The following is a 26,232-nucleotide window of genomic DNA, read 5'->3' on the forward strand; positions in this document are numbered from 1 at the left end:
GGGCGCGGCTGCTGGTGGCAGCGTATGGCATGCCTGTGACAATTGTGGAGGGGATTTCGAGTATGAGGAGGTCTGCGACCATCGGCGGGACCCGAGTAGACCCCACCCCCCGTCAGCGGCGTCCGGGTTCACCGACCCCCGCTGGGTTCACCGACCCCCGCTGGTCTCGATATGGACCCTCGTCAGCGCGAACAGGATCAGGAGGTCGAGTGTCATCACAGGGATGGCCCACAGCGGGTAGTACGGAACGAACATGAACTGGGTGATCAGGCTGATCGCCGCCGTTGCCACGCCGGCCCCGCGACCCCAGCTCTGGTCCGTCAGCACTCCCATGCCGGCGATGACGAGTGCCACTCCGATCACAAGGTGAATCCAGCCCCAAGCGGTCACGTCGAACCGGTAGGCGTACCGGGACGCGGCGAACAGGGTGTCATGCGCGATGCCGGATGCGCCCATCAGAATGCTGAGGGGCCCGCTGAGCATCATCAAGATCCCGGCGAACGAGGAGGCGCTGTTGGTCGTTGCACTTCTGCCGGGCCCGCCGTGCCCTTGCCGTGTCGTGTTCGGCACCGTTGTCATGGCAGCGGCCTCCCTTCCTGTGCGGCGCGGTCACCGACGCACACGGTCCGTGCGAAGCAGGCCACGCACTTCTGACAGCATCACCGCAATCCTTCGGCGCCGCGACCGCAACCCGCGCGGCCAGGCGGCACAGCCGCGGGCAAGATCAGAAACCCGGGGCGGAGCCGACGAAGAACCACAAGGCGGCCGTGTACCACATCAGGGCGATGGCGATGACCAGGACGCCGCCGGCGGTCGGAAGCGCCCAGCCGGGCAGGCGGCGGCTGCGCACCACCAGCACCTTGGCGACGAACGCGCCGTACAGGACGCAGCCCGTGATGGAGTGCACCGCCGCTCGGCTGCTCGTGAACGCGACTCCGTAGGCGGTGACGCAGTGGTAGGCGATGGGCAGCGAGAGCAGAAAGGCGAGGAGGCCGATCAGCCGGTGTGTGGGGTGCACCCGGTGCGGCGCGGCCCCCGCTCCCGGTAGGCGCCGGTACATCCACAGCCCGAGCAGCAGTTGGACGAGCGCGAGTGCCATCAGAGCGCTGCCCAGGCGTGCTTTGAGATCGTAGACACCGATGCCGTGCCGCCCGAACAGGCCGCTGGTGTAGTCGGGTGTGTGCGTGCGGCCGAACGCATACACCCCCACCGCGACCGCGACCGGCAGCAAAGCGGCCAAGAGGCCCGCGACCGTTCGTGCGGGTCGCCGCGTCCGCGCGTTTGGGTGCCCGGTCATCAGGCCCCGATCAATCGGGTCCGACCTTGCTGCCGGACGCGTTGACGACGTACCGCCGGGGCGCCGGACGCGCTGCCGGGTGCGGCCGGGCCGATGGCGGCGAGCGGCACGGCGGAAACCGGCGGCACTGTTCTCATGAGCGCTCCATGGTGTCGGGCGGCGCATCCGGGATGTAGCGGGAAACGACCTCAGCGGACCTCTTCTCCCAGTTGGCCCCGGGTGCGCGGGGCCTGTCCACCCCGACTGGTCCGCCCGGGGGGTCGCTGCTCCATCGGTGGGGTCTCCCCGTCCACCGCGCGACTCGGCGCGTGCGGGGCGGACCTCGCGGGTCAGACCTGGAGGGGTACCGGGTGGATCTCGTCCGCGCGGTGACCGGCGCGCTCGTGGACGCGCTGGACCGCCTCGGCCGACGGGGCCTCGGAGAGGCAGTAGACGAGGCCGGACTGCGGGTCCGCCCAGGTGTTCTCGAAGTGCACGCCCTCTTCCTTCTCGATGGCGAGGTCGGCCTGGTGAGCCTTCAGCAGCTGGTCGGCCGTGATGCCCTGCATGTCGTGATGGACGTCCATGAACCTGGTCATGGCCACACCTCCTTGCGGTGCCCGTCACTCCATGCTGCGCCCGGCCATCGCGAGACAGCACCTCGTGCGGCGCCTCTCGCACGGCGAAGGGCCCCGGAGTCGCGGCTCCGGGGCCCTTCGCAGGTCTTACGACGTCAGCCGCACTGGCAAGGAGCGCCCGACTGGCACCCGCACCCGCAGCCCGAACCGCAGCCGCACGCGGCCACCAGCGGCAGGCTCCTGGTCTGGGCGGGCTGGTCGGTCTCGCGCTCCTGGGTGGGGTCGGGCATGGTGTTGGGAGATTCGGCCATGGGTCCCTCCTCGGCTGGGGCCTGGTGCCCTCGCCCATTCCATGCCCGTTTCCCAGGGCGCATCAACGGCGCACGGAGGCGCCCACACGCCGGGCCGGAACCCTGCGAGCCCCCCTGGCCGGGACCCACGAGCCCCCGGCCTCGTAGCCCGCCCTAGGAGCTCGCCCCCTGGAGCCCGGTCTCGGGACTCAGGCTTTGTCGACTCCGGTGACCGGCTGGATGTCCGGCTGCAGCTCGTCCGCGTGCTCGCCCGTGACCAGGTAGACGACGCGCTTGGCGACGGCCACGGCGTGGTCGGCGTAGCGCTCGTAGTAGCGGCCGAGCAGGGTCACGTCGACGGCCGTCTCTATGCCGTGCTTCCAGCGGTCGTCGATCAGGTGCTGGAAGAGGTGGCGGTGCAGGAGGTCCATCTCGTCGTCGTCCTGCTCCAGCTGGAGCGCGAGGTCGACGTCCTTGGTGATGATGACCTCGGCGGCCTTGGCCATCAGGCGCTGCGCGAGCTGGCCCATCTCCAGGATGGTGGCGTGCAGGTCCTGCGGGACCGCGCGCGCGGGGAAGCGCAGCCGGGCCAGCTTCGCCACGTGCTGGGCGAGGTCGCCCGAGCGCTCCAGGTCGGCGGACATGCGCAGCGACGTGACGACGATGCGGAGATCGGTCGCCACCGGCTGCTGCCGGGCCAGCAGGGCTATCGCTCGCGCCTCCAGGTCGTGCTGGAGTTCGTCGACCTTCTGGTCGGCCTCGATCACGCTCTCGGCGAGCTTCAGGTCGGCGTCGAGGATGGCGGTCGTGGCGCGTCCGATCGCCGACCCGGCCAGCCGGGCCATCTCCACCAGACCGTCGCCGATCGAGTCCAGTTCCTCGTGGTACGCGTCCCGCATCAGGGCTCCCTACTCGTACGTGTGCTTCGGGGGTTCCGGGGGCAGTGAGTTCACGCGCTCCGTGGCCCGAGGACATCACGTACCCCGTGGTGAAACCAGCGGTGCGAACCCCACGCTCCCACGTTCTGCCCTGTACGCGACTGTTTCCGCCACCTCAAGTGAACCAGTACTGGCTCCAAGGTGAACTCTGGGCGACGAGTGTTCGAGGTCGCACCCGGACGGCTGTGGGTATGTCGTACCCCATGCCTAACCTGGACGCATGGACGTGAACGCGGCGGTCGCCGCAGCGGCTGCGATCGCCGGGGTTCTCACCGGTGTCATCGCCATGCTGGCGTTCCGCTGGAGCGAACGCGACCAGAAGCGACCGAGCAGGACTTCTTTGCATACCGATCCCGTACTCCCACCCGGAGTGGACACCGTGCTGTCGGTGCTCCGCTCCTCGGCCGTCGTCCTCGACGAGGCCGACGCCGTCGTCAAGGCCAGTTCCGCCGCCTACGCCCTCGGGCTGGTCCGCGGCGGCAAGCTCGCCATCGAGCCCATGCTGCAGATGGCCCGGGACACCAGACGCGACGGCGAGATACGCCAGGTCGAGCTGGACCTGCCCCGGCGCGGCACCGGACGGGGCGAGGCCCTGGCCGTGTCCGCCCGGGTGGCACCCCTCGGCTCCCGCCTGGTTCTCCTGCTGGTCGAGGACCTCACCGAGGCCCGCCGGATCGAAGCCGTACGGCGCGACTTCGTGGCCAATGTGAGCCACGAGCTGAAGACGCCCGTCGGCGCCCTCTCCCTGCTGTCCGAGGCCGTCATGGACGCCTCCGACGACCCCGAGGCCGTACAGCGCTTCGCGGGCCGGATGCAGATCGAGGCGACCCGGCTGACCAACCTGGTCCAGGAACTGATCGACCTCTCGCGGGTGCAGAACGACGACCCGCTGGAGGACGCGGAGCCCGTCCGGGTGGACGAGCTGGTCGCCGAGGCCGTCGACCGCTGCCGCCACCAGGCCGGTACGAAACAGATCACCATGGCCGCCGGCGGCACCGCCGACCTGCATGTCTGGGGCAACCGCGGCCAGCTCGCCGCGGCCCTCGGCAACCTCGTCGAGAACGCCGTGAACTACTCCCCGGTCCGCACCCGCGTCGGCATAGCGGCACGCCGGGTGTCCGCGAGCGGCGGAGACATGATCGAGCTCGCCGTGACCGACCAGGGCATCGGCATCTCCGACAAGGACAAGGAGCGCATCTTCGAGCGCTTCTACCGCGTCGACCCGGCCCGCTCCCGGGCCACCGGAGGCACCGGTCTGGGTCTCGCGATCGTCAAGCACGTGGCCGCCTCGCACGGCGGGGAGGTCACGGTGTGGAGTGCCGAGAACCAGGGCTCCACCTTCACCCTCAGACTGCCGGAGGCGGGCGTCGCCCGCGATCGTGCCCAGCAGCACCCCGACCTCGACGAAGAGGCCGGCGGCCCCACCCCAACATCCCCGTACGAACCGCTTCCCGCCCCGGAGGTCCTTCCGTGACCCGAGTGCTTGTCGTCGAGGACGAGGAGTCCTTCTCCGACGCCCTGTCGTACATGCTCCGCAAGGAGGGCTTCGAGGTCGCAGTGGCGGCCACGGGCCCCGACGGACTCGACGAGTTCGAGCGCAACGGCGCCGACCTCGTCCTCCTCGACCTGATGCTGCCGGGGCTGCCCGGCACCGAGGTGTGCCGCCAGCTGCGCGGCCGCTCGAACGTCCCCGTGATCATGGTGACCGCCAAGGACAGCGAGATCGACAAGGTCGTCGGCCTGGAGATAGGAGCCGACGACTACGTCACCAAGCCCTTCTCCTCGCGCGAGCTGGTCGCCCGTATCCGGGCCGTCCTGCGCCGCCGCGGCGAGCCGGAGGAGGTCACGCCGGCCGCCCTGGAGGCGGGCCCGGTCCGGATGGACGTCGACCGCCACGTGGTCACCGTCTCCGGCTCGAAGGTCGACCTGCCCCTCAAGGAGTTCGACCTCCTGGAGATGCTGCTGCGCAACGCGGGCCGCGTGCTGACCCGTATGCAGCTCATCGACCGCGTCTGGGGCGCCGACTACGTGGGCGACACCAAGACGCTCGACGTCCACGTGAAGCGGCTTCGCGCGAAGATCGAGCCGGACCCGGGCGCGCCCCGGTACCTGGTCACGGTCCGTGGCCTGGGCTACAAGTTCGAGCCGTAGGCCGACCGGCACGGCACGGCGCGGGAGCGTCGTGGCCGGCGCACGACGAAGGGCGGCACCCCCGTGCGGGGGTGCCGCCCTCGTGCGTGGGTACGGCCGCTCAGTGACCGGCGGACGACTGGGAGGCCGAGTCGCTCGGGGTGGCGGCGGTGGTGGTGGCGGTCGCCGAGGGGCTGTTCTTGCCGCCCGTGGCCGGCTTGCCGCTGGCGGACGAGGTCGCGCCCGCGGCGCCGGAGGCCGTGGCGGAGGCCGTCGCGGAGGTGGCCGGGGCGGACGGCGCGGCCGGGATCTCGCTCGGGCCCCACGTGCTGAAGTAGCTGGTGGCCGGGACGACGAAGGCCTGGATGTTCACGGCGCCGCTCTCGCTGAAGGCGAAGGTGACCTTCTGGGCGTTGCCGTTCTTGATCGCCTCGCCACTGTTCGCGAGGAGGGCGGAGGCGTTGTCCTTGCCGCCGATGACCAGGGAGCCGTGCGCCGGGATGGTCAGGCTCTGGCCCTTGGCGGGCTTCAGCTGGGCGCTGCCGGCGCCCGGGACGCTGATCGACTGCAGCGTCTGCTCCTTCTGACCGGTGTTGAACACCGTCGCCGCGACCGCGACCGGGCCCGTCGACTTCGCGTCGGGCTGGGTGATGACCACAGCGTTCTGGATCTTGATGTTTCCGACGCTGGTCGCCGCGTTGTCCGGCTTGATCTCCAGGGTCTGGGCATTGTTGCCGGCGCCACAGGCGGCGAGCGAGGCGATCGAGAAGACGATGGCGGAAGCGGCGAGGGCGCCGCGTCGAAGGCTGCTGCTCACGGCGGCGGCAACTCCTTGAACGCAGGGGCGGCTTCCTGATAAAGCCGCCCTAAGTGTCTGTCAGCGGCCTCAGGCTACCGAGCCGTTCCCGAGGCGTCGCACCCGACCCTCCCCCAAGCCCCTCGCGTCACTCCGGGTGGGGGTACCGCGCACGCCACAAGTGGCCCCTCGGCCACTTTGCGAGGACACTCGTCCGCCATTCGCATAACGCGCCCGCAAGACCACCGAGCACATCGCCACAACACCACCGGCCAATTTTTCGTGAAGGAATGCAGATGGGGCCGGATATTGATCACGCGCCGCATCACGGATGACTTCGGTGAACCCTTCTGCAACCGCTTCTGCAACCACTTCATCAACCGCTTCGCCGGTGGCTTGATCTGCCTGCTACATCGTTCGCTTCATCCGCCCCGCCCGACCCCGTGATCAATTCCGGAAACGTCCCGTACCCCACTCCGGCCACCGAACGGAGTAGCGTAAGTCGCACGCTTGGAAGCGGACAAAACGGGATGTTCAGCCGCTTGGAGGTGGCCCGTGAGGCGTGTAACGTACGCGTTTCACCCCACCCGCAGAGCCGCTCCGACCTGCGAATTCCCGCTTCCGCAGGGCCCTCGCAGCACGTTCGTGTCGCTGTTGTCAAGCCCCGAGATATGCCCTGACCTGCGAAAACGCCATTCAGAAGACGCCGTATCCGTGTTACCCTGGATAGCCACGGAAGGGGTACCTGTCACATGACGTTCAAGGTTGGCGACACCGTGGTCTATCCCCATCACGGGGCCGCGCTGATCGAGGCCATCGAAACTCGTCAGATCAAAGGCGTGGACAAGACCTACTTGGTGCTGAAGGTCGCCCAGGGTGACCTGACGGTGCGTGTGCCAGCGGACAATGCGGAGTTCGTCGGCGTGCGTGATGTGGTCGGTCAGGACGGACTGGACCGGGTCTTCGAGGTGCTGCGCGCGCCGTACGCCGAGGAGCCCACTAACTGGTCGCGTCGTTACAAGGCAAATCTGGAGAAGCTCGCCTCCGGCGATGTCATCAAGGTCGCGGAAGTCGTGCGTGACCTGTGGCGTCGCGAGCGTGAGCGCGGTCTCTCCGCCGGTGAGAAGCGCATGCTCGCCAAGGCCCGCCAGATCCTGGTGAGCGAGCTCGCCCTCGCGGAGAACACGAACGAGGACAAGGCCGAGGCGTTGCTCGACGAGGTTCTCGCCTCCTGACGCCTGGCAGGCAGTATCCCCTGCTTGCGCAGCACGCTCAGCACACAGAGCACATGCCGTGGTGCCCGATGACACTGATCCTGTCGCCGGGCGCTGCGGCATGTTCGTACCCGGAAACGGTCGTACCCGACACCCCCGGGCATGCGCGGCGCCACTGGCCGAATCCGGCTCACCGCGACGGGCCGCCCCCACGCCTGCCGTACACCTCGGAGGAAGCCCCCCGATACTTGGTGTGCCGGGCCCGGGCAGATGGCTCGACCAGGGTCACGGAAGGGTCTGGTCAAGGCGTCGCGCCCGGCACTCCTCCAGGCCATACCCACCCAGGCCGAGCACACAAACCTTGACAGGAACCGATGTCTGACGATTCGCGCCCTTCACCCGCACCGGCCCGACCGGACAGCCGTGTGGCCGCGGTGATCCCGGCCGCCGGCCGGGGCGTACGCCTCGGTCCGGGCGCCCCCAAGGCGCTCCGCATGCTGAACGGCACGCCCATGCTGATCCACGCGGTCCACGCCCTGGCCGCGTCCCGCCACGTCTCCCTGGTGATCGTCGTCGCCCCGCCCGACGGCGCCGCCGAGGTCAAGTCCCTGCTCGACGCGCACGCGCTGCCCGAGCGCACCGACTTCCTGGTCGTCCCCGGCGGGGACAGCCGTCAGGAGTCGGTCAGGCTGGGCCTCGACGCCCTGCCGCCCGAGTACGGCGTCGTCCTCGTCCACGACGCGGCCCGTCCGCTGGTCCCGGTCGACACGGTCGACGCGGTCATCGAGGCCGTACGCGCCGGCGCCCCCGCCGTGGTCCCCGCGCTGCCGCTCGCCGACACCGTCAAGGAGGTCGAGCCCGCGGCCGTGCCCGGCGACCCCGAGCCGGTTCTGGCCACGCCCGAGCGGGCCCGGCTGCGCGCGGTGCAGACGCCCCAGGGCTTCGACCGGCAGATCCTGGTCCGCGCCCACGAGACCGTCACCGAGAACGTCACCGACGACGCGAGCATGGTCGAGCAGCTAGGCCTCACGGTCGTGACCGTGCCCGGCCACGAGGAGGCCTTCAAGGTCACCCGCCCCCTCGACCTCGTCCTCGCCGAGGCGGTCCTGGCCCGAAGGAGGCTGAACGATGGCTTCTGAAGCAGCCGGCCTCCAGGGGCTGCCCCCGCTCCCGCAGGTCGGCATCGGCACCGACGTCCACGCCTTCGAGGAAGGCCGCGACCTGTGGTGCGCCGGCCTCAAGTGGGAGGGCGAGGGACCCGGCCTGGCCGGGCACTCCGACGCCGACGTCGTCGCGCACGCCGCCTGCAACGCGCTCTTCTCCGCGGCCGGCCTCGGCGACCTCGGACAGCACTTCGGCACCGGGCGCCCCGAGTGGTCCGGCGCGTCCGGCGTCACGCTGCTGACGGAGGCGGCCCGCATCGTGCGCGCGGCCGGCTTCCGGATCGGCAACGTCGCGGTGCAGGTCGTCGGAGCGCGCCCCAAGATCGGCAAGCGCCGTGACGAGGCCCAGAAGATCCTCTCCGAGGCGGCCGGCGCCCCGGTGTCCGTCTCCGGTGCCACGACCGACGGGCTGGGCTTCCCCGGCCGCGACGAGGGGCTGATGGCCGTCGCGACGGCGCTCGTCGTGCGGGTGGACTGAGGGCGCGCGAGGGGCCCGGCCCGGCGGGCGTTCGCAGGGATCACGCCGGGCCGGGCGGTCGCCCGCCCGCGCCGGACCCTTCCTCGTGGGAAGGCGCATGGCACTGCCGTGCGCCCACTACCCTGGTGTCGTGACTATTCGCCTGTACGACACCAGCGCCCGGCAGATTCGTGACTTCACCCCGGTCAAGCCGGGCTGTGTCTCGATCTACCTGTGTGGCGCCACCGTGCAGGCGGCACCGCACATCGGGCACATCCGCTCCGGCCTGAACTTCGACATCATGCGCCGCTGGTTCGAGTACCGCGGCTACGACGTGACGTTCATCAGGAACGTCACCGACATCGACGACAAGATCATCAAAAAGGCCGCCGAGCAGAACCGCCCCTGGTGGTCCATCGGCTACGAGAACGAGCAGGCCTTCAACGACGGCTACCGCGCCCTCGGTTGCCTCCCGCCCACCTACGAGCCCCGCGCCACCGGCCACATCACCGAGATGGTCGAGATGATGCAGGGCCTCATCGAGCGGGGCCACGCCTACGCGGCCGACGGCAACGTCTACTTCGACGTGCGCTCCTTCCCGGGGTACCTGGAGCTGTCCCGGCAGGAGCTGGACAACCTGCTCCAGCCCGCGGGCGAGGGCGAGACCGGCAAGCGGGACCCGCGCGACTTCGCCATGTGGAAGGCCGCCAAGCCCGGCGAGCCCACCTGGCCCACTCCGTGGGGACCCGGCCGCCCCGGCTGGCACCTGGAGTGCTCGGCCATGGCCCACAAGTACCTCGGCTCCGCCTTCGACATCCACGGCGGCGGCCTCGACCTGGTCTTCCCGCACCACGAGAACGAGATCGCCCAGGCCAAGGCCTACGGCGACGAGTTCGCCAAGTACTGGGTGCACAACGCCTGGGTCACCATGGCCGGCGACAAGATGTCCAAGTCGCTCGGCAACAGCGTCCTGGTCTCCGAGATGGTCAAGCAGTGGCGCCCCGTCGTCCTGCGCTACTACCTCGGCACCCCGCACTACCGCTCGATGATCGAGTACAGCGAGGAGGCGCTGCGCGAGGCCGACGCCGCGTTCACGCGGATCGAGGGCTTCGTCCAGCGCGTGACCGAGATGGCCGGGCGCGTCGTCGAACCGGCCGCCGAGGTCCCGCTCTCCTTCGCCGAGGCGATGGACGACGACCTGGGCGTCCCGCAGGCGCTCGCCGTCGTGCACACCACCGTCCGGCAGGGCAACAGCGCACTGGCCGCCGACGACAAGGAGGCCGCCGTCGCCCGCCTCGCCGAGGTACGGGCCATGCTCGGCATCCTCGGCCTCGACCCCCTCCACCCGCACTGGGCCGGTGACGCCGCGGACCGCGGCGAGGACCTGCACAGCGTGGTCGACCACCTCGTCCGCCTCGTCCTCGACCAGCGCGAGTCCGCCCGCGCCCGCAAGGACTGGGCCACCGCCGACGCGATCCGCGACCAGCTGGGCCAGTCCGGACTCGTCATCGAGGACAGCCCGCAGGGCCCGCGCTGGAGCCTCGGCGCGCGCTAGCCCCCGACTGATCGACTGTGCCGCCCGGCCCCCCGGGCGGCACACTGCATACGTACGTACGAACGCTCACGGAGACAGGTAACTCATGGCCGCGAACAACCGTCGCATGTCCGGCAAGAAGGGCGCGCAGGTCGGCAGCGGTGGCCAGCGGCGCCGTGGCCTGGAGGGCAAGGGCCCGACCCCGCCCGCCGAGATGCGCAAGGGCCACGCCAAGCAGCGCGCCGCCGCGGCGAAGTCCCGCCGCGCCCAGGGTGCCCGCCCGCAGCAGCGCAAGGGCGGCGGCAGGTCGTCCTCCGAGCTGGTCGTCGGCCGCAACCCGGTGATCGAGGCGCTGCGCGAGGGCGTGCCCGCGAACACCCTCTACGTCCAGCAGTTCATCGACAACGACGAGCGGGTCCGCGAGGCCCTCCAGCTCGCCGGCGAGCGCGGTGGCATCAACCTCATGGAGGCCCCGCGCCCCGAGCTGGACCGCATGACGAACGGCCTGAACCACCAGGGCCTGGTCCTCCAGGTCCCGCCGTACGAGTACGCGCACCCCGAGGACCTCACCGCGGCCGCCTACGACGAGGGCGCGGACCCGCTGATCGTCGCGCTCGACGGGGTCACCGACCCGCGCAACCTCGGCGCCGTCGTCCGCTCCGTCTCCGCCTTCGGCGGCCACGGCGTCGTCGTCCCCGAGCGCCGCTCGGCCGGCATGACCGCGGGCGCGTGGAAGACCTCCGCCGGTACGGCCGCCCGCACCCCGGTCGCCCGCGCCACCAACCTGACCCGGACGCTCGAGGCCTACAAGAAGGCCGGCATCACGGTCGTCGGTCTCGCCGCCGACGGCGAGGCCGAGATCGGTGAGCTGGACGCCCTGGGGGGCCCGGTCGTCATCGTGGTCGGCAGCGAGGGCAAGGGCCTGTCCCGCCTGGTCGGGGAGACCTGCGACTACCGCGTCCGCATCCCGATGCCGGGTGGCGCGGAGTCCCTCAACGCCGGTGTGGCGGCGGGGATCGTGCTGTACGAAGCGGCACGCCGGCGTTCCTGAACACGCGTCCGGAACCTCACCCATACGCGGGAATTCCGGAACCCTTGTGGTGTTGAAGGCGGCTTTGACGCGGTCCGGACACATCCGGCCGGTCAAAGCAGTGTCCTATCTCCACGTCACTCGGTTAGATGAGTGTGGACACCAGAACACCCCGCACACCCACGGGGGACCGCTCGTCGGGATTCGACGACGCTCCCGCGCTGAGCATGGTGAAGGTGCCGAGCGATCCGGCGCAGGTCATCGTCAATCACGCCAGCTTCCGCGTGCAGCTGGGCGCGAAGACGGGACACTCCTCGTACCAGCGGATCGCCCGGCACCTGAGCGCCACCCAGGACACCGCGCGCATGCCGGTCGTGGGCACGACGGGCCGGGCCGGCTCGGCCGCCGGCCGTCGCCGGCCCGTCGTCTGGAGCGGCAGGTCCGCCCCCGACGACACCGGCGCCCACCGGCTGCTCCAGGCCGTACGGGGCAGCAGCGTTCGTTACGCCGACGACCCCGCCACCGAGGGCCGCGCCACCCAGGTCCTCCCGCGCGTCGGGACCGGGTACGGCGACCCCTACGACGGGTTCGACCGGACCGCCGGGACCCCCGTCCTCGGCCACCAGCGCACCGCCTCCGACGGCGGCACCCGCCTGCTGCCCCACATGCGCACGGTCGGCAGCGCCTACGACGAGCCCGGCTACGACGAGCCCGGATACGACGAGCCCGGATACGGCCATCCCGGCTACGGCCAACCCGGCTACGGCGAACATCCGTACAGCTACGACGAGTTCGACGACTACGAGGATTCCGACGACGCGGCCGGCGCACGCTTCGCCCGGCGCACCGGCGACGACCCCGCGCGGCACGCCTACTACCCGGGCCGCCGCATGAACCTCGGCGTCGTCCTGCTGCCCCTGCGGATCTTCCTCGGCTTCATCTCCATCTACGCCGGCATGGGCAAGCTCTGCGACCCCGTCTACTTCGACGGCGGCGAACGCGGCTCCATGGTCAAGTGGCTCAACACCCTGCACCCGTGGGAAGTCGCCGAGCCGCTGCGCCAGTTCGCCCTGCACCACCCCGTCGGCTCCGGCCTGGTCATCGCCTTCCTGCAAGTCGTCGTCGGCGTCCTGACCGTCCTCGGCTGCTGGCAGCGCGTCGCCGCGGTCGTCGGCGCCCTGCTCTCCGCCGCCCTGATCGTCACCGTCAGCTGGAAGACGGTCCCCGTCTACGACGCCCCCGACATCATCTGTCTCGCCGCCTGGTCCCCGCTGGTCATCGCGGGCGCCCCCGTCTACTCCGTCGACGGCCGGCTCAAGGGCAGCGCCTGGCGCAACCTCGGCCCCCACGCCGACATCTGGGACCTGCGCCGCTACGTCCTGCGCCGCGGCGCGCTGATCACGGCCGTCACCGTCGGCCTCACCCTCCTCATCGGCTCCCTGCTCGGCGGCGCCGTACGCGATTCCAGCCGCGTGGTCGTCCCCGGCCCCGGTGACGCCCCGCGCAACAACCTCCCCGGTTCCCCGCTGCCGGAGGACCCCGCCCGCCGTCACCAGAGCTCCCCGTCCGCCTCCACGGCACCGACGGGCGGCGCGACGGCCGGCGCGAGCCCGTCCGGCGCGGCCACGACACCGGGCGCCGACCCCACCACCACCGCCGACACCACCTCGACGACGCCCACCCAGACCCAGGGCACCACGGGTCAGGTCCCGCCCCGCCAGTCCGCCCCCACCGGCGGCGCCCCCAGCACCAGCGCGGGCCCGACCAGCACCGGCGGAGGCACCTCCACCGGTGGCACCTCCACCGGCGGCTCGTCCTCCTCGGGCGGCACGGGCAGCTCCGGCGGCGCCACCTCCTCCGGCCAGCCGGGCCTGGTGGGCGGCCTGCTGGGCTAGGGCGCCCGACAGCAGAAAGGGCCCCGTACCAAAGAGGTACGGGGCCTTTCCGCAGGCTTCACCGTCCGAGCGTCGCCAGTTCCTTCGCCGCCTCGGTCAGATCCTTCGCCGTGTCGATGGCCCGCCAATAGGCCCCCTGCGGAAGGGGGAACCCGGCAAGCTTCCGTTCCCGGGCCAAGCGGGGAAACGTGGTCCTCTCGTGGTCCCCGCGCTCGGGGAGCATCCCGGCGAACTCGGGCGAGAACACGTACACACCCGCGTTGATCTCGAACGTCGACAGCGGAGCCTCGATGAAGTCGGTGACGTGCCCGAACCCGTCGGTCTTCACCGCACCCCAGGGAATCCGCGGCCGGGCCAGCGCCAGCGTCGCGACGGCATCCCGCTCGGTGTGGAAGTCGGCCATGTCCCGCAGGGAGAAGCGGGTCCAGATGTCGCCGTTCGTGGCGTACCAGGGCCGCTCGGGGCGGGGGAGATGCCCGGCGGCGTACTTGAGACCGCCGCCGCGGCCGAGGGGCTCCGTCTCCACGACGGTGGTGACGGACAGCGGCAGATCGGCCGAGTCCAGCCACTCCTGCAGGACCTCGGCGAGGTGGCCGCAGGAGACCACCGCGTCCGTCACGCCCTCCTCGGCGAGCCAGGCCAGCTGGTGGCCGATGATCGGAGTGCCCGTGCCGGGGATCTCGACCATCGGCTTGGGCCGGTCGTCGGTGTAGGGGCGCAGCCGTGAGCCCTGGCCGCCGGCCAGGATGACGGCTTGAGTGGGGCGCGACGCGGCAGTCGGATGGGTCATGTCCCGAACTGTACGTGGCGCCCCGGCCGGAATTCCGGCCGCAACGGGCTCCTTGGGAAGCCGTTACCCACTTCCCACCTGCCGTTAGTCGTGGGCGGTCAGCACGCCGGAGGCGAAGGCGGTGTCGCAGACCGGGCGGGCGTACGACTGCGCGCGCGAGGCGCCGTAGATGCGCACCGCGGCCTTGCCCAGGGCGCGGGCGATGGAGGCGCAGTGCCTGGCCAGCGCGGGGTGGCCGTTGACGGCCTGCTGGAGGTGGTTGAGGACCACCCCCGGGTTCTTGTCCTGCAGCTCGGTCATCAGCCGGTCGCGGAGCACCTCCTGCGGGGCGCGGGCGACCGTCCGGGAGGGCGTCCCCGCCGAGGAGACGTCCGAGGCGGTCAGCACCGAGCCGGAGGCGCTGCCCGTCCAGTTGACCCGGGTGACCGCGAGGGTTCCCGAGAGCACCAGGAAGACGGGCAGGACGAGGGCGAGAGTGCGGCCGATCCGGCGGGCGGGGCCGCCCCGGTGGTCGCGTCGAGTCTGAGAGGTGGTGGAGTGCTTCACGCGTGTGAGGGTAGCGCCCGGTAGTGATTTGGCGACATTTAGTCACTCTAATGGGGGATTATGCGCGGCCTCGATCTGGGTAAGGGGTTGACCCGGCGGCGGAAAGGGCGCGGAAGGGGAACCGGCCCGCAGCGAAGACCAATGACCGGAAGGGCCCCGCGGCGTTCGCCGCGGGGCCCTTCTCGTCGGTCTCGGTGGGAACCGTTCGGTCAGTCGGAGAGACGCTCGCCCGTGGAGGTCGAGAAGACGTGGGTCTCGCCCGGCCGCGGCACGACGTGCAGGGTGGAGCCCTTCTCCGGCACCTGGCGGCCGTTGACGCGGACGACCAGGTCCTTGAGCTCGCCGCCGACCTCGGCGCTGCCGTAGACGTAGCCGTCGGCGCCCAGCTCCTCGACGACGTTCACGGAGACCGCGAGACCGGCCGGCGCGTCCTCGCTGTGCTTGGACAGGGAGGCGGCGGCATCGCCGTTGTGCTCGACCACGTCGAAGTGCTCGGGGCGGACGCCGACGGTCACCGTGCGGTCGCCCTTGTCGGCGGCGGCCGACAGCGCGTCCCGGTTGACCGGCACCACGCTGTTGCCGAACTTCACACCGCCGTCGGTGATCGGGACCTCGACCAGGTTCATGGCCGGGGAACCGATGAAGCCGGCGACGAAGAGGTTCGCGGGCCTGTCGTACATGTTGCGCGGCGAGTCGACCTGCTGGAGCAGACCGTCCTTGAGGACCGCCACGCGGTCGCCCATCGTCATGGCCTCGACCTGGTCGTGGGTGACGTAGACGGTGGTGATGCCGAGGCGGCGCTGGAGGGACGCGATCTGCGTACGCGTCGACACACGGAGCTTGGCGTCCAGGTTGGACAGCGGCTCGTCCATGAGGAAGACCTGCGGCTCACGCACGATCGCGCGGCCCATGGCGACACGCTGGCGCTGACCGCCGGAGAGCGCCTTCGGCTTGCGGTCCAGGTACTCGGTGAGGTCGAGGATCTTCGCGGCCTCCTCGACCTTCTGCCGGATCTCCGCCTTGTTCACGCCGGCGATCTTGAGCGCGAAGCCCATGTTGTCGGCGACCGACATGTGCGGGTAGAGCGCGTAGTTCTGGAACACCATCGCGATGTCCCGGTCCTTGGGCGGCAGGTGGGTGACGTCGCGGTCGCCGATGCGGATGGCGCCGCCGTTGACGTCCTCGAGCCCCGCGAGCATCCGGAGCGAGGTGGACTTCCCGCAGCCCGACGGGCCGACCAGGACGAGGAACTCGCCGTCCTCGATGTCGATCTCGAGGCCGTTGACGGCGGGCCTGGTGGAACCCGGGTAGATCCGGGTCGCCTTGTCGAACGTGACAGTGGCCATGGTGAATGGGCCCCCTTCTACCGGCAGGAACGTGCCGGACGATCCGTTGTGGAAGGTGGTGCAGCCAGTCCATGTCAAATGAACCGGGTACGGAGAGTACCTGGTGTTCATCCAGTCTGTCAGTACCCGCAGGACTGTGAACTTCGGGGAAATTCTCGACGGGGTAGAGCACCCGTCTCTTGGCGTTGCCTTCAAAAGAGGCCAAGCATCGCACTTTTGACCTTGCTCCAAAGCTTCCTGCTTCTTCACCCGCTGCCGTCCACACTCAGCTCTGAAGGACTGAATCCGGACGGTCTGACACGAGCTCCACAGGCATCCGGCCGACGGCCCGTCGGTCCGTACCGCACCAGCCGCTCCTACGCGGCTGGCAAACACTCCGCCAGCTCCGACGCCTTGAGCACTGTCGGCGCCTTACTGCCCGGCGGCAGCCCGGCCGCCACCAGCCAGTACAGCCGCGTGCCCTCGTCCCGAAGGTTCACGGCGGCATTCACGTCCCGGTCGTGGACCACCCCGCACTCGGCGCACGTCCACTCCCGCAATTGCCGCAACAGTTCACCCCAGGACGCGTCCAGGATCGCCTGGTTCAACTTCGCCTTCCGTCGCCTCCCCTTGCCGCGCGCCGCGTGCAGCAGAGTCACGACGGACAGGTCCTCCACCACCACGAGCACTTGGTTCTCGCGCACGAGGCGGGTGGTGAGCTTGTCCAGCATGTCTTTGCGTACGTCACTGATCAGCGCGTAGAGGCGGTGGTGGGTGTTCGGCTCCTTGGCGTGTGCCTTCAGCGGAGTCGCCCTGCGGGTGTGGTGTTTGCGGCGGTCGCCGATGCCGAGGCTCTCGCGCTTGATGCGCCGGATCTCCGACTCCTCCAAGGATCCCCCTGACGATCCGATGTTCGGAACAGCACGTCAGACCGATCAACGAACGGGTGCACGGATGGTTACGCACGGTTTTGGGATCGCGCGGAGTGCGGAGCTTCGTGGCTGGAGGCAAGGGGCTCTGTGTACAGTGGAGCAGCCCTTCGCGTACGGCGTTGTAGTGCGTGATGCCTCCTTAGCTCAGCCCGGTCGAGAGCAGCTCACTTGTAATGAGCAGGTCGTCGGTTCGAATCCGACAGGGGGCTCTGAAAAACCCGCCCTGGCCTGGGGTTTCTCCCGGGTGGGACGCTCTGTTCGGCCTCGGACGTCTCGTCCGGGGCCGTTTGCGTGAGCGGTGCGTGAGCGGATGTGTCACCACGGACCAGACGGGCTGCGGATTTCCCGGCATTGTCCGGCACGGCTTCCGCTGTGGATTCCTCGCCCCCTTCGAGGGTTCGCCTCGGCCTCGGGAGCCTGACGCCCACTGCTGCGCGGGGGCCAGACCCGCGCGGCACCCGCAGTCCTCTATCCGAGCGTGAGCATCGCCTCGGCGACCTCGCCGACCGCCGTACAGGGGATGGCAGTGGCGGCCTCGTCGAGGACGAGCAGCCGTGCCCCGGGGATCTCGCGCGCGATCGCCTCGCCGTTGCCGACGGGGAAGAACCGGTCGCGGCGGCCGTGGACGACGAGCGTGGGGACCTCGATCTCGGCCAGGCGCTCGCGCCAACGGGGTTCGCAGTCGAGCCTGGAAAACACCATGCCCATCTGGTTGGCCATCTGGACCGAGGGTGCGGTGCCGGGCGTGCGGTCCCAGATGCGCGCAGCGATCGCGCGCGCGGCGACGGGGTCGTCGCCGAGGATCTCCGCGCCGGCGGCGGCGAACTCCGCAACCGCCTCGCGGTCGGTCCAATCGGGCATCGGACGCACGAACAGCCGGCTCATCGTCGCCTGGTCATGGTCGGGGAGGTCATCGTCGGGCGGCCCAGGCGCAACCGCGCGGGTGCCGACCAGGGTGAGCGCCGAGAACGCGCCCGGATGGTCGAGCACGGCCACCTGCGCGACCATCCCGCCGACGCCGATCCCCGCGAGGTGCGCAGGCCCCCCGCCGAGCGCGTCAGAAAGGGCCGCCGCGTCGGCGGCGAGGCCGCGCAGGGTGTAGGCGGGCGCTTCCGGATCCGCCGTCGTCGACTCCCCGCTATCGCGCAGGTCGTAGCGCACCACACGGCGCCCGCCGGCGGCAAGGCGCTCACAAAGCGCGTCGGGCCAGGAGAGCATCGTCGTCCCGCCCGCGAGCAGGACGAGTGGCGCGTCGTCGTCACCGAACGACTTGATACCCAAGGCGATCTCATTGGCGTTGACAGTGGTCATCGGATCACCGGAAGACGTCGTAGGTCAGGTGCGTCGCGGTCGATGTCGAGATCACGCTCCGCTGCACCAGAGTGCGCGGCGCTCCTCCGGTGAACAGTGGCGTCCCGGCGCCCAGCACGACGGGCGCGAGGTGCAGCGTCAGCGCGTCGACCAGCCCGGCGTCGAGCGCCGAGCCGACCGTGGCGCCGCCGCCCATGAGGACGACGTCGAGGTCCTTACCGCTGTCCGACGACGCGGCCTCGGCGCGCTCGCGCGCGGCGGTGACGGCATCGGGCAGACCGGCGGTGACGAACGTCCAGTCGAGGTCGGTGTGCCGCACCGACTCCGGCGGCGAGCTCGTCACGACGACGAACGCGGGCTTGCCGACCTCGCCGGCGCCGTAGCCGGACTTGTCGTCCCAGCCGTTCGGCCCGTCGACCACGTCGAAGAGCCGGCGGCCGAGGACGACGGCGCCCGAGCGGGCGGTCGCCTCGCGCAGGACCCGGCGGTCGTCGGGGTCGTCGGAAAACGCCCACGTGTGCAGGGCCTCGCCGCCAGTGCCCAGACCGTTGTCCGGGCCGGGATCGGGCCCGGTGACGAAGCCGTCGAGAGAGACCGAGATGTCAGCGATAATTCGAGTCATGCCAGGGCAGACCCGATCCGCCGCCCAAACTCATCGCTACTCATCGCTCACGCACGAAGCGTGTGCCGGATGCGAACCCGATAGCACGACGCCCGAAGCGGCACGTCGGACGTACAGCGGACTGGGAACGTCATGGGAACGGAAGGCTGAGTAAAGGCCGGGGAGGGTCCGACAGGGGGCTCCACAGAAGAAGGCCACCCGCACGGTGAGTGCGGGTGGCCTTCTGTCGTCCGTGCAGGTCAGCGGGTCTGCAGCAGGGAGCTCAGGACGTCTCGCAGCACGCCCTCCGGGTCCGGCACGGCGCCGGTGGCGCGCCAGGCGACGAAGCCGTCCGGGCGGACCAGGACCGCGCCGTCGGCGGTGGTGCCGTGCAGTTCCGCCCAGTCGGTGGACGCGGAGTCGGCGTCGTAGGTCAGGTCGGCGTCGGCGCTCGGGCCGATGCGGTAGGCGTCGAGGCGTACGGCGCCGGTGTCGGCGATGCGGCGGGCGGCCGCGTGCCAGCCGGCGTCGTCGGGGGAGTCGGTGAGCAGGACGAGGGAGCGCTCGTAGAGGTCGAGGGAGGACAGGCGCCTGCCGTCGCGGCGCAGCCAGAGGTGGGGGGCGCGGGTGCCGGGGCGGCCGGTGAGGTTCAGGGTGTCGGGGACGATCGGCTGGTCGGGGTCGGTGCCGAGGGCGGCGCCGTGGGCGTAGTGGTAGCCGAGGACGACGTTGAGGATGCCGCCGCGCTTGGCGCCGCCGACGCCGGGGGCGGGGGCGAAGCCGGGGTGGCTGTGCTCGACGGAGCGGGCGGAGGCGCGGGCGCTGGTGGCCTGTGCGACCGGGCGGCGCTCGGTGTCGTAGGTCCGAAGGAGTCCGGGGCCGGCCCAGCCGTCGTGGACGGCGGCGAGTTTCCAGGCGAGGTTGTGGGCGTCCTGGATACCGGTGTTGGAGCCGAAGGCGCCGGTGGGGGACATCTCGTGGGCGGAGTCGCCGGCGAGGAAGACGCGTCCGGTGCCGTACCGGTCGGCGACCCGTTCGGCGGCGCGCCATGAGGCCATGCCGGTGATTTTCACGTCGAGGCCGGGGACGCCGACGGCGGTGCGGATGTGGTGCCGGAGGCGTTCCTCGGTGAACTCCTCGAGGGTTTCGCCGCGCTCGGGGTGCCAGGGGGCGTGGAAGACCCAGCGTTCCTTGTTGTCGACGGGGAGCAGGGCGCCGTCGGCCTCGGGGTTGGTGAGGTAGCAGCAGATGAAGTGGCGGTCGCCGACGACGTCCGCGAGCCCGGTCGAGGTGAAGGTGACGCTGACGTTGGCGAAGAGGTCGCCGGGGCCGCTCTGGCCGACGCCGAGGGCACTCCGGACGGGGCTGCGGGGGCCGTCGGCGGCGACGAGGTGGTCGGCGCGGACGGTGAAGCGTTCCTCGGTCCCGCGGTCGAGGATCACGGCCGTCACTCCGTCGGCGTCCTGCTCGAAGGACTCCATCTGGTGGAAGTAGCGCAGGTCGCCGCCGAGTTCGCGGGCGCTGTCGAGGAGGACGGGTTCGAGGTCGTTCTGGCTGCACAGGCACCATCCGGCGGGGCTGAACCTCGCGAGTCCGCCGCCCGGGTCGATGTGCTTGAAGAGCCATTCCCCGGCGTCACCCACAAGAGTGGGTGTCTGGAGGATGCCGTGGTTGTCGGCGAGGAGTGAGGCGGCGGCCTTGATGTCAGGCTCGATGCCGGCGGCCCGGAACAGTTCCATGGTCCGGACGTTGTTGCCGCGTCCGCGCGGGTGGGTCGAGGTCCCCGAATGCCGTTCGACGAGCATGTGCCGCACACCGAGACGGCCCAGGAACACGGACATGGACAGGCCCACCAGTGAGCCGCCCACGATGAGGACGGGGACCCGGTGGTCGGCTTTCTGATGCATCGAAGCCTCCAGTGGCTGGGGTGCGCGTGCGGGGGCGTGTGTGACTTCTCATGCCCGGTGGTGGTGGCTCCGCGTGTCCAATCACCCACGTGGTTCATACGAGTCGCGGGGTTGTGGGGACCGGCACAGGATCAAGGCACGCTGCCGTCGCCACATCGCGGCCGGCAACGGCTCTGTCCCGCGAAGGAGATGTGTGCAGGATGACCACTACGTCTGAACGTCCCTCAGAAGCGCTGACCCGCGAGGCGTCGAAGCGTGTCTCCCAGTCCGTGTTCGACGGCTCGCCGCTGCGGGTCGTCCTGCTGGTCGACGTCTTCGACGGCGCGCAGCAGCAGTTCCTGGAGGCGTACGAGAAGCTGGGCAAGCAGGTCGCCTCGGTGCCGGGTCATGTCAGTGACCAGCTGTGCCAGTCGATCGAGAATCCGTCCCAGTGGCTGATCACGAGCGAGTGGGAGAGTGCTCCGCCGTTCCTCACATGGGTGAACAGCGAGGAGCACGTGCGGATGGTGCAGCCGCTGCACAGCTGTGTCCGGGACACCCGTTCGCTGCGGTTCCACGTCGTCCGGGAGACCGGTTCGGGGCTGGCCGACGCCAAGGCGGGCAAGGCGGGCAAGGCCGCGAAGGCCGCGAAGTCCGCGGGCCGCCGGCTGCAGGAGCACGCGCACATCGGTGACGGAGTGATCCGGCACGCGCTGACGTTCACGGTGAAGCCGGGCAGTGAGGAGAAGGTCGCGAAGATCCTCGCCGACTACGCCTCGCCGGAGGCCCAGGTCGACGACACCACGCGGCTGTGCCGGACCTCGTTGTACATGCACGGCAACCGGGTGGTGCGGGCCATCGAGGTGCGCGGTGACCTGTTGGCGGCGCTGCGCCACGTGGCCCGGCAGCCGCAGGTGCGGGCGGTCGAGGAGGCCATCAACCCGTATCTGGAGCAGGACCGGGACCTGAACGACCACGAGTCGGCGCGGCTGTTCTTCACCCTGGCGGCACTGCCGGCCGTGCACCACGTGAGCGCGGACCCGCAGCCGGAGCAGGCGCGGGTGGCCCTGTTCTACCCGGTGCGTCCCGGCCGCGGGATGCGGCTGGCCGAGCTGCTCGCGCAGCACGACCAGGCGGCGGCGGAGGACCCGGCGGGCACGGTGCTGCGCAGCACGGTGTTCCAGCGCGACGACGTGGTGGTGCGACTGGTCGACGTGCGCGGCGCGGACGTCGACGTGCTGCCGCGGGACTCCCGGGCGGCCAAGGAGCTGCGGGAACTGCTCGACGGCGAGCCCACCCGGATGGAGATCGTCACCGACCGCCGTGCGCCGGACGCCTGATCCGGTGAGCGGGTCTTCCCCAGCAAGCGCCCAGCCGGCACATCCAACGGAGGAAGTTGTGATCAAATCCCGTCCGAAAATCGTGGACCTGAGCGAGGTCGAGCCCAACGTGCGGCGTGGTGGCGACCTGCGCGCCATGCTGACGCCGACGACGGTCGGTGCCACCAGCGGCTTCATGGGCGTGGCCATCGTGCAGCCCGGCGACCGCATCGGTGAGCACTACCACCCGTACTCCGAGGAGTTCGTGTACGTCGTCTGCGGGCAGCTGGAGGTGGACCTCGACGACGAGCCGCATCAGCTGCGGCCGGAGCAGGGTCTGATGATCCCGGCGCACATGCGGCACCGGTTCCGCAACGTCGGCAAGGTGGAGGCGCGGATGGTCTTCCACCTGGGTCCGCTGGCCCCGCGTCCCCAGCTGGGTCACGTGGACACCGAGGAGACGGAGATCATCGGCGCCGCGGCCGTGGTGACCGAGCCGGAGCGGGCCGGTGCCGTCCGCGCGGCCGAGCGGGACCAGGTGCCGTCATGAGCCGGCGCGTGGCGGTGACCGGCATAGGCATCGTGGCCCCGGGCGGGATCGGTGCACCGGCGTTCTGGGACCTGCTGGCCAACGGCAGGACCGCGACGCGCGGCATCACGTTCTTCGACCCCTCGGGGCTGCGGTCCCAGATCGCCGCGGAGTGCGACTTCGACCCGGCGGCGCACGGCCTGGACGCCGAGCAGGTGGAGCGGTCGGACCGGTACATACAGTTCGCGCTGGTGGCCGGCGACGAGGCGGTGCTGGACTCGGGCCTCGATCTCGCGCGGGAGAACCCGTGGCGGATCGGGGTGTCGGTGGGCACCGCGGTCGGCGGCACCACCCGGCTGGAGCACGACTACGTGCTGGTCAGCCATGGTGGTGAACGCTGGGACGTCGACGACAAGCGGGCGGAGCCACAGTTGCACCGGGCGTTCTCGCCCAGCACGGTGGCCTCGTCCGTGGCGGAGCGGTTCGGGGCCCGGGGCCCGGTGCAGACCGTGTCGACGGGCTGCACCTCGGGTCTGGACGCGGTGGGGTACGCCTTCCACACCGTGCAGGAGGGCCGGGCGGACATATGCCTGGCGGGTGCCTCCGACTCGCCGATCTCGCCGATCACGATGGCGTGCTTCGACGCGATCAAGGCGACGTCCCCGAACAACGACGATCCCGCGCACGCCTCGCGGCCCTTCGACAACAACCGTGACGGGTTCGTCATGGGCGAGGGCGGCGCGGTGCTCGTCCTGGAGGAGCTGGAGCACGCCCGGGCCCGGGGTGCGCACGTGTACTGCGAGCTGAGCGGTTACGCCACGTTCGGCAACGCGTACCACATGACGGGTCTGACCAGTGAGGGCGTGGAGATGGCCCGGGCGATCGAGACGGCCCTGGGCCAGGCCCGGCTCGACCCGACGGCCATCGACTACGTGAACGCGCACGGCTCGGGCACCCGGCAGAACGACCGTCACGAGACGGCGGCCGTGAAGCGGGCGCTGGGGCAGCACGCCTACGACACCCCGATGAGCTCCATCAAGTCGATGGTGGGGCACTCGCTGGGGGCGATCGGGGCGATCGAGGTGGTGGCCTGCGTGCTGGCGATGGCCAAGCAGGCGATACCCCCGACCGCGAACTACGAGACGCCCGACCCGGAGTGCGACCTGGACTACGTCCCGCGCGTGGCCCGGGAGCGGAAGCTGTCCGGCGTGCTGTCGGTGGGCAGCGGGTTCGGCGGTTTCCAGTCCGCGGTGATCCTGACCCGGCCGAGGGAGTGAGGACTCGATGAGCGCAGCGCATGAACGGCGTGCGGCCATCACCGGAATCGGTGTGGTCGCGCCCAACGGCACCAGTACGGACGCCTTCTGGAAAGCCACTCAGGAGGGGCTCAGTGTGCTCGACCGGGTCACCCGCGAGGGCTGTGAGCACCTTCCGCTGAAGGTGGCCGGTGAGGTCCGTGCGTTCGATCCGGCGGCGGTCGAGGGACGGATCCTCGTGCAGACCGACCGGTTCACGCACTTCGCCATGGTCGCGGCGGACCTCGCGCTGGAGGACGCCCGGCTGGGACAGGCCGACACCTCCGAGCACCCCTTCTCCATCGGGGTGGTCACGGCCGCCGGTTCCGGCGGTGGGGAGTTCGGCCAGCGTGAGCTCCAGCAGTTGTGGGGCAAGGGGAGCCGGTTCGTCGGGCCGTACCAGTCCATCGCCTGGTTCTACGCGGCGAGCACCGGTCAGATCTCCATCCGGCGCGGCTTCAAGGGCCCGTGTTCGGTGGTCGCCTCGGACGAGGCGGGCGGGCTGGACGCGCTGGCGCACGCGGCGCGTGCGGTGGGGCGGGGCACGGACGCGATCGTGGCCGGCTCGACGGAGGCGCCGCTGGCGCCGTACTCGATGGTGTGCCAGCTCGGGTACGAGGAGCTGAGCAGGGAAGCGGATCCGTCCCGCGCCTACCGCCCGTTCACCGAAGCGGCGAGCGGGTTCGTGCCCGCCGAGGGCGGCGCGATGCTCGTCGTGGAGGCGGAACGGGCCGCCCGTGAACGCGGGGCCGAGGTCCGGGCGTTCGTCGCGGGCCACGCGGCGACCTTCACCGGGGCGTCCCGCTGGGCGGAGTCCCGGGAGGGGCTGGCGCAGGCGATCCGGGGGGCGCTTCAGGAGGCGCGGTGTGCTCCGGAGGAGGTCGACGTCGTCTTCGCGGACGGCCTCGGCGTGCCGGAGGCGGACCGTGCCGAGGCGCTGGCGCTCGTGGACGCGCTCGGCGCGCACGGTGCCCGGGTGCCGGTGACGGCACCGAAGACCGGGATCGGCCGGGGCTACTGCGCGGCTCCGGTGCTGGACTGCGCGGCCGCGGTGCTCGCGATGGAGCACGGGCTGATCCCGCCGACGCCGAACGTCTTCGACGTCTGCCACGACCTCGACCTCGTGACCGGTCGCGCTCGCGCCGCCGAGCCGCGCACGGCACTGGTCCTCAGCCGGGGACTCATGGGGTCGAACTCGGCGCTCGTACTGCGGCACGGCGCCAAGTAGGCGAACAGCAAAGGAGAAAGCGCATGATCCAGATCACCGTGGAAGAACTGGCCGGGCTGATGCAGACGTGCGCCGGCGTCACCGTGGCGCCGGAGGAGCTCGAGGCGCAGTCGGACACCGGTTTCGACGCGCTGGGCGTCGACTCGCTCGGCCTGCTCGGCATCGTAGGGGAGCTGGAGAACCGGCACGGTACGCCGATGCCGCCCGACGCGGAGCGCTGCAAGACGCCCCGTCAGTTCCTCGACCTCGTCAACAGCACTCTGATGGCAGGAGCCTGACATGGCAGGACACACCCAGAACGAGATCACCATCGCCGCTCCGCTCGACCTGGTCTGGGACATGACCAACGACCTGGAGAACTGGCCGCAGCTGTTCAGCGAGTACGCGTCGGTCGAGGTCCTCGAGCAGGAGGGCCGCAGGACGACGTTCCGGCTGACCATGCACCCCGACGAGAACGGCACCGTGTGGAGCTGGGTCTCGGAGCGCGAGCCCGACCCCTCCTCCCGCACGGTGAAGGCCCGCCGGGTGGAGACGGGCCCCTTCGCCCACATGAACATCCACTGGGCGTACGAGGAGGTGCCCGCCGGTACCCGGATGGTCTGGACGCAGGACTTCGCGATGAAGCCGGAGGCACCGGTCGACGACGACTGGATGACCGACAACATCAACAAGAACTCCAAGATCCAGATGGCCCTCATCCGGGACAAGATCGAGAAGGCCGCCGCCCGACACCGGCCCGCCCCGGCCCCGGCCGGCTGAGCGCCGCGCGGCACGAGAGGACGTAGTCCATGCACCAGGCACTGATCGTCGCCCGGATGGCACCGGGATCGGCCCAGGACATCGCGAAGATCTTCGCGGAGTCGGACCGGGGCGAGCTGCCGCACCTCGTCGGGGTGCGCCGCCGCAGTCTCTTCCAGTTCGGCGATGTGTACATGCACCTCGTCGAGTCGGAGCGGGACCCGGCCCCGGCCATCGCCAAGGTGACCGACCACCCCGAGTTCCGGGGCATCAGCGAGCGGCTGACGGCGTACGTCAGCGCATACGACCCGGAGACCTGGAGGTCGCCGAAGGACGCGATGGCGCAGCGCTTCTACATGTGGGAACGCGACTGAGCCGTACGGCAGTACCGGACGGCCACCGGCCGTCGGGCCCGCAGCGTCGCGGGCCCG

Annotated in this window: 28 protein-coding genes and 1 tRNA gene; 16 read left to right on the forward strand and 13 right to left on the reverse strand. The window is 70.7% G+C overall.

All coding sequences use genetic code 11. The features are described 5' to 3' along the window. Positions 1 to 147 precede the first annotated feature (147 nt). The 5 genes from ACWD5D_RS28910 to phoU all read right to left on the reverse strand — a co-directional run bounded on the left by ACWD5D_RS28910 (position 148) and on the right by phoU (position 3,043). Positions 148 to 579, reverse strand: coding sequence for a DUF7144 family membrane protein (locus ACWD5D_RS28910; RefSeq protein ID WP_451375687.1), 432 nt, complete (start codon positions 577 to 579; stop codon positions 148 to 150). 145 nt (positions 580 to 724) lie between these two features. Further along, positions 725 to 1,297, reverse strand: a complete 573-nt coding sequence (locus ACWD5D_RS28915; protein WP_451375688.1) for a DUF6529 family protein — start codon at positions 1,295 to 1,297, stop codon at positions 725 to 727. Positions 1,298 to 1,626: 329 nt separating this feature from the next. Further along, positions 1,627 to 1,875, reverse strand: coding sequence for an SCO4226 family nickel-binding protein (locus ACWD5D_RS28920; RefSeq protein ID WP_451375689.1), 249 nt, complete (start codon positions 1,873 to 1,875; stop codon positions 1,627 to 1,629). 134 nt (positions 1,876 to 2,009) lie between these two features. Further along, positions 2,010 to 2,165, reverse strand: coding sequence for a hypothetical protein (locus ACWD5D_RS28925; protein ID WP_451375690.1), 156 nt, complete (start codon positions 2,163 to 2,165; stop codon positions 2,010 to 2,012). 188 nt (positions 2,166 to 2,353) lie between these two features. Next, a complete protein-coding gene (gene phoU, locus ACWD5D_RS28930) occupies positions 2,354 to 3,043 on the reverse strand; it encodes a phosphate signaling complex protein PhoU (protein ID WP_451375691.1) in 690 nt (229 codons plus the stop codon). A 259-nt stretch (positions 3,044 to 3,302) separates the two neighbouring features. On the opposite strand from phoU, the gene ACWD5D_RS28935 reads away from it, so the two are divergent. Together ACWD5D_RS28935 and ACWD5D_RS28940 are read left to right on the forward strand one after the other, a co-directional pair. Continuing rightward, positions 3,303 to 4,556, forward strand: coding sequence for a sensor histidine kinase (locus tag ACWD5D_RS28935; protein WP_451375692.1), 1,254 nt, complete (start codon positions 3,303 to 3,305; stop codon positions 4,554 to 4,556). Beyond that, positions 4,553 to 5,233: a response regulator transcription factor gene (locus tag ACWD5D_RS28940; RefSeq protein WP_010358452.1), complete on the forward strand. Its 681-nt coding sequence runs from the start codon at positions 4,553 to 4,555 to the stop codon at positions 5,231 to 5,233. The genes ACWD5D_RS28935 and ACWD5D_RS28940 overlap by 4 nt, the downstream gene beginning before the upstream one ends. Before the next feature lie 100 nt (positions 5,234 to 5,333). Here ACWD5D_RS28940 and ACWD5D_RS28945 read toward each other — a convergent pair whose 3' ends face one another. Next, positions 5,334 to 6,029, reverse strand: a complete 696-nt coding sequence (locus ACWD5D_RS28945; protein WP_451375693.1) for a copper chaperone PCu(A)C — start codon at positions 6,027 to 6,029, stop codon at positions 5,334 to 5,336. Between the two features lie 731 nt (positions 6,030 to 6,760). On the opposite strand from ACWD5D_RS28945, the gene ACWD5D_RS28950 reads away from it, so the two are divergent. The 6 genes from ACWD5D_RS28950 to ACWD5D_RS28975 all read left to right on the forward strand — a co-directional run bounded on the left by ACWD5D_RS28950 (position 6,761) and on the right by ACWD5D_RS28975 (position 13,301). Beyond that, entirely contained in the window at positions 6,761 to 7,243 is a 483-nt protein-coding gene (locus tag ACWD5D_RS28950; RefSeq protein ID WP_003953493.1) for a CarD family transcriptional regulator, read from the forward strand. A gap of 353 nt (positions 7,244 to 7,596) precedes the next feature. Beyond that, positions 7,597 to 8,361: a 2-C-methyl-D-erythritol 4-phosphate cytidylyltransferase gene (ispD, locus tag ACWD5D_RS28955; RefSeq protein WP_451375694.1), complete on the forward strand. Its 765-nt coding sequence runs from the start codon at positions 7,597 to 7,599 to the stop codon at positions 8,359 to 8,361. Beyond that, positions 8,351 to 8,863, forward strand: coding sequence for a 2-C-methyl-D-erythritol 2,4-cyclodiphosphate synthase (ispF, locus tag ACWD5D_RS28960; RefSeq protein ID WP_451375695.1), 513 nt, complete (start codon positions 8,351 to 8,353; stop codon positions 8,861 to 8,863). Before ispD ends, ispF begins: the two co-directional genes overlap by 11 nt. 130 nt (positions 8,864 to 8,993) lie before the next feature. Next, positions 8,994 to 10,397, forward strand: a complete 1,404-nt coding sequence (cysS, locus tag ACWD5D_RS28965) for a cysteine--tRNA ligase (protein WP_451375696.1) — start codon at positions 8,994 to 8,996, stop codon at positions 10,395 to 10,397. An 85-nt stretch (positions 10,398 to 10,482) separates the two neighbouring features. Further along, positions 10,483 to 11,427, forward strand: coding sequence for a 23S rRNA (guanosine(2251)-2'-O)-methyltransferase RlmB (gene rlmB, locus ACWD5D_RS28970; protein WP_451375697.1), 945 nt, complete (start codon positions 10,483 to 10,485; stop codon positions 11,425 to 11,427). A 128-nt stretch (positions 11,428 to 11,555) separates the two neighbouring features. Then, complete coding sequence (locus tag ACWD5D_RS28975; RefSeq protein WP_451375698.1) at positions 11,556 to 13,301, forward strand: DoxX family membrane protein; 1,746 nt, start codon at positions 11,556 to 11,558, stop codon at positions 13,299 to 13,301. A gap of 58 nt (positions 13,302 to 13,359) precedes the next feature. Here the strand turns inward: ACWD5D_RS28975 and ACWD5D_RS28980 are convergent, their stop codons facing one another. From ACWD5D_RS28980 to ACWD5D_RS28995, 4 genes are all read right to left on the reverse strand, one after another. After that, on the reverse strand, positions 13,360 to 14,091 hold the full coding sequence (locus ACWD5D_RS28980; protein ID WP_451375699.1) for a nucleotidyltransferase family protein: 732 nt from the start codon (positions 14,089 to 14,091) through the stop codon (positions 13,360 to 13,362). 84 nt (positions 14,092 to 14,175) lie between these two features. Next, a complete protein-coding gene (locus tag ACWD5D_RS28985; RefSeq protein WP_451375700.1) occupies positions 14,176 to 14,637 on the reverse strand; it encodes a hypothetical protein in 462 nt (153 codons plus the stop codon). A 209-nt stretch (positions 14,638 to 14,846) separates the two neighbouring features. After that, on the reverse strand, positions 14,847 to 15,983 hold the full coding sequence (locus ACWD5D_RS28990; RefSeq protein WP_451375701.1) for an ABC transporter ATP-binding protein: 1,137 nt from the start codon (positions 15,981 to 15,983) through the stop codon (positions 14,847 to 14,849). Positions 15,984 to 16,339: 356 nt separating this feature from the next. Next, a complete protein-coding gene (locus ACWD5D_RS28995; RefSeq protein WP_451375702.1) occupies positions 16,340 to 16,852 on the reverse strand; it encodes a zinc ribbon domain-containing protein in 513 nt (170 codons plus the stop codon). Positions 16,853 to 17,027: 175 nt separating this feature from the next. Between ACWD5D_RS28995 and ACWD5D_RS29000 the strand changes: the two genes are divergently transcribed. After that, a tRNA-Thr gene (locus ACWD5D_RS29000) sits at positions 17,028 to 17,103 on the forward strand. Positions 17,104 to 17,362: 259 nt separating this feature from the next. Here ACWD5D_RS29000 and ACWD5D_RS29005 read toward each other — a convergent pair. The 3 genes from ACWD5D_RS29005 to ACWD5D_RS29015 form a co-directional block, all read right to left on the reverse strand. Further along, positions 17,363 to 18,205 (reverse strand): alpha/beta fold hydrolase, encoded by an 843-nt coding sequence (locus ACWD5D_RS29005; protein ID WP_451375703.1) that lies wholly within the window; start codon positions 18,203 to 18,205, stop codon positions 17,363 to 17,365. Positions 18,206 to 18,209: 4 nt separating this feature from the next. After that, positions 18,210 to 18,827: a dihydrofolate reductase family protein gene (locus ACWD5D_RS29010; RefSeq protein ID WP_451375704.1), complete on the reverse strand. Its 618-nt coding sequence runs from the start codon at positions 18,825 to 18,827 to the stop codon at positions 18,210 to 18,212. A 239-nt stretch (positions 18,828 to 19,066) separates the two neighbouring features. Next, positions 19,067 to 20,713 (reverse strand): FAD-dependent oxidoreductase, encoded by a 1,647-nt coding sequence (locus ACWD5D_RS29015; RefSeq protein ID WP_451375705.1) that lies wholly within the window; start codon positions 20,711 to 20,713, stop codon positions 19,067 to 19,069. A 200-nt stretch (positions 20,714 to 20,913) separates the two neighbouring features. Between ACWD5D_RS29015 and ACWD5D_RS29020 the strand changes: the two genes are divergently transcribed. Genes ACWD5D_RS29020 through ACWD5D_RS29050 form a run of 7 tightly spaced genes read left to right on the forward strand, consistent with a single transcriptional unit; the run spans position 20,914 to position 26,175 of the window. Beyond that, positions 20,914 to 22,032 (forward strand): SchA/CurD-like domain-containing protein, encoded by a 1,119-nt coding sequence (locus tag ACWD5D_RS29020; protein WP_451375706.1) that lies wholly within the window; start codon positions 20,914 to 20,916, stop codon positions 22,030 to 22,032. 58 nt (positions 22,033 to 22,090) lie between these two features. Next, complete coding sequence (locus ACWD5D_RS29025) at positions 22,091 to 22,561, forward strand: cupin domain-containing protein (protein ID WP_451375707.1); 471 nt, start codon at positions 22,091 to 22,093, stop codon at positions 22,559 to 22,561. After that, positions 22,558 to 23,817, forward strand: coding sequence for a beta-ketoacyl-[acyl-carrier-protein] synthase family protein (locus tag ACWD5D_RS29030; RefSeq protein ID WP_451375708.1), 1,260 nt, complete (start codon positions 22,558 to 22,560; stop codon positions 23,815 to 23,817). The genes ACWD5D_RS29025 and ACWD5D_RS29030 overlap by 4 nt, the downstream gene beginning before the upstream one ends. 7 nt (positions 23,818 to 23,824) lie before the next feature. Next, entirely contained in the window at positions 23,825 to 25,063 is a 1,239-nt protein-coding gene (locus ACWD5D_RS29035; RefSeq protein ID WP_451375709.1) for a ketosynthase chain-length factor, read from the forward strand. 23 nt (positions 25,064 to 25,086) lie between these two features. Beyond that, on the forward strand, positions 25,087 to 25,341 hold the full coding sequence (locus ACWD5D_RS29040; protein WP_451375710.1) for an acyl carrier protein: 255 nt from the start codon (positions 25,087 to 25,089) through the stop codon (positions 25,339 to 25,341). A gap of 1 nt (position 25,342) precedes the next feature. Then, on the forward strand, positions 25,343 to 25,822 hold the full coding sequence (locus tag ACWD5D_RS29045; RefSeq protein WP_451375711.1) for an SRPBCC family protein: 480 nt from the start codon (positions 25,343 to 25,345) through the stop codon (positions 25,820 to 25,822). A 29-nt stretch (positions 25,823 to 25,851) separates the two neighbouring features. After that, complete coding sequence (locus ACWD5D_RS29050; protein ID WP_451375712.1) at positions 25,852 to 26,175, forward strand: TcmI family type II polyketide cyclase; 324 nt, start codon at positions 25,852 to 25,854, stop codon at positions 26,173 to 26,175. The last annotated feature ends 57 nt before the right edge of the window (positions 26,176 to 26,232 follow it).

The sequence above is a fragment of the Streptomyces sp. NPDC002520 genome, assembly GCF_053595235.1.

Bases quoted from the DNA above. Each gene is read 5' to 3' on its own strand.
- ACWD5D_RS28910 (WP_451375687.1), bottom strand. From the start codon at position 579: ATGACAACGGTGCCGAACACGACACGGCAAGGGCACGGCGGGCCCGGC.
- ACWD5D_RS28915 (WP_451375688.1), bottom strand. From the start codon at position 1,297: ATGACCGGGCACCCAAACGCGCGGACGCGGCGACCCGCACGAACGGTC.
- ACWD5D_RS28920 (WP_451375689.1), bottom strand. From the start codon at position 1,875: ATGACCAGGTTCATGGACGTCCATCACGACATGCAGGGCATCACGGCC.
- ACWD5D_RS28925 (WP_451375690.1), bottom strand. From the start codon at position 2,165: ATGGCCGAATCTCCCAACACCATGCCCGACCCCACCCAGGAGCGCGAG.
- phoU (WP_451375691.1), bottom strand. From the start codon at position 3,043: ATGCGGGACGCGTACCACGAGGAACTGGACTCGATCGGCGACGGTCTG.
- ACWD5D_RS28935 (WP_451375692.1), top strand. From the start codon at position 3,303: ATGGACGTGAACGCGGCGGTCGCCGCAGCGGCTGCGATCGCCGGGGTT.
- ACWD5D_RS28950 (WP_003953493.1), top strand. From the start codon at position 6,761: ATGACGTTCAAGGTTGGCGACACCGTGGTCTATCCCCATCACGGGGCC.
- ispD (WP_451375694.1), top strand. From the start codon at position 7,597: ATGTCTGACGATTCGCGCCCTTCACCCGCACCGGCCCGACCGGACAGC.
- ispF (WP_451375695.1), top strand. From the start codon at position 8,351: ATGGCTTCTGAAGCAGCCGGCCTCCAGGGGCTGCCCCCGCTCCCGCAG.
- rlmB (WP_451375697.1), top strand. From the start codon at position 10,483: ATGGCCGCGAACAACCGTCGCATGTCCGGCAAGAAGGGCGCGCAGGTC.
- ACWD5D_RS28975 (WP_451375698.1), top strand. From the start codon at position 11,556: ATGAGTGTGGACACCAGAACACCCCGCACACCCACGGGGGACCGCTCG.
- ACWD5D_RS28980 (WP_451375699.1), bottom strand. From the start codon at position 14,091: ATGACCCATCCGACTGCCGCGTCGCGCCCCACTCAAGCCGTCATCCTG.
- ACWD5D_RS28990 (WP_451375701.1), bottom strand. From the start codon at position 15,983: ATGGCCACTGTCACGTTCGACAAGGCGACCCGGATCTACCCGGGTTCC.
- ACWD5D_RS29005 (WP_451375703.1), bottom strand. From the start codon at position 18,205: ATGACCACTGTCAACGCCAATGAGATCGCCTTGGGTATCAAGTCGTTC.
- ACWD5D_RS29010 (WP_451375704.1), bottom strand. From the start codon at position 18,827: ATGACTCGAATTATCGCTGACATCTCGGTCTCTCTCGACGGCTTCGTC.
- ACWD5D_RS29015 (WP_451375705.1), bottom strand. From the start codon at position 20,713: ATGCATCAGAAAGCCGACCACCGGGTCCCCGTCCTCATCGTGGGCGGC.
- ACWD5D_RS29020 (WP_451375706.1), top strand. From the start codon at position 20,914: ATGACCACTACGTCTGAACGTCCCTCAGAAGCGCTGACCCGCGAGGCG.
- ACWD5D_RS29030 (WP_451375708.1), top strand. From the start codon at position 22,558: ATGAGCCGGCGCGTGGCGGTGACCGGCATAGGCATCGTGGCCCCGGGC.
- ACWD5D_RS29035 (WP_451375709.1), top strand. From the start codon at position 23,825: ATGAGCGCAGCGCATGAACGGCGTGCGGCCATCACCGGAATCGGTGTG.
- ACWD5D_RS29040 (WP_451375710.1), top strand. From the start codon at position 25,087: ATGATCCAGATCACCGTGGAAGAACTGGCCGGGCTGATGCAGACGTGC.
- ACWD5D_RS29045 (WP_451375711.1), top strand. From the start codon at position 25,343: ATGGCAGGACACACCCAGAACGAGATCACCATCGCCGCTCCGCTCGAC.
- ACWD5D_RS29050 (WP_451375712.1), top strand. From the start codon at position 25,852: ATGCACCAGGCACTGATCGTCGCCCGGATGGCACCGGGATCGGCCCAG.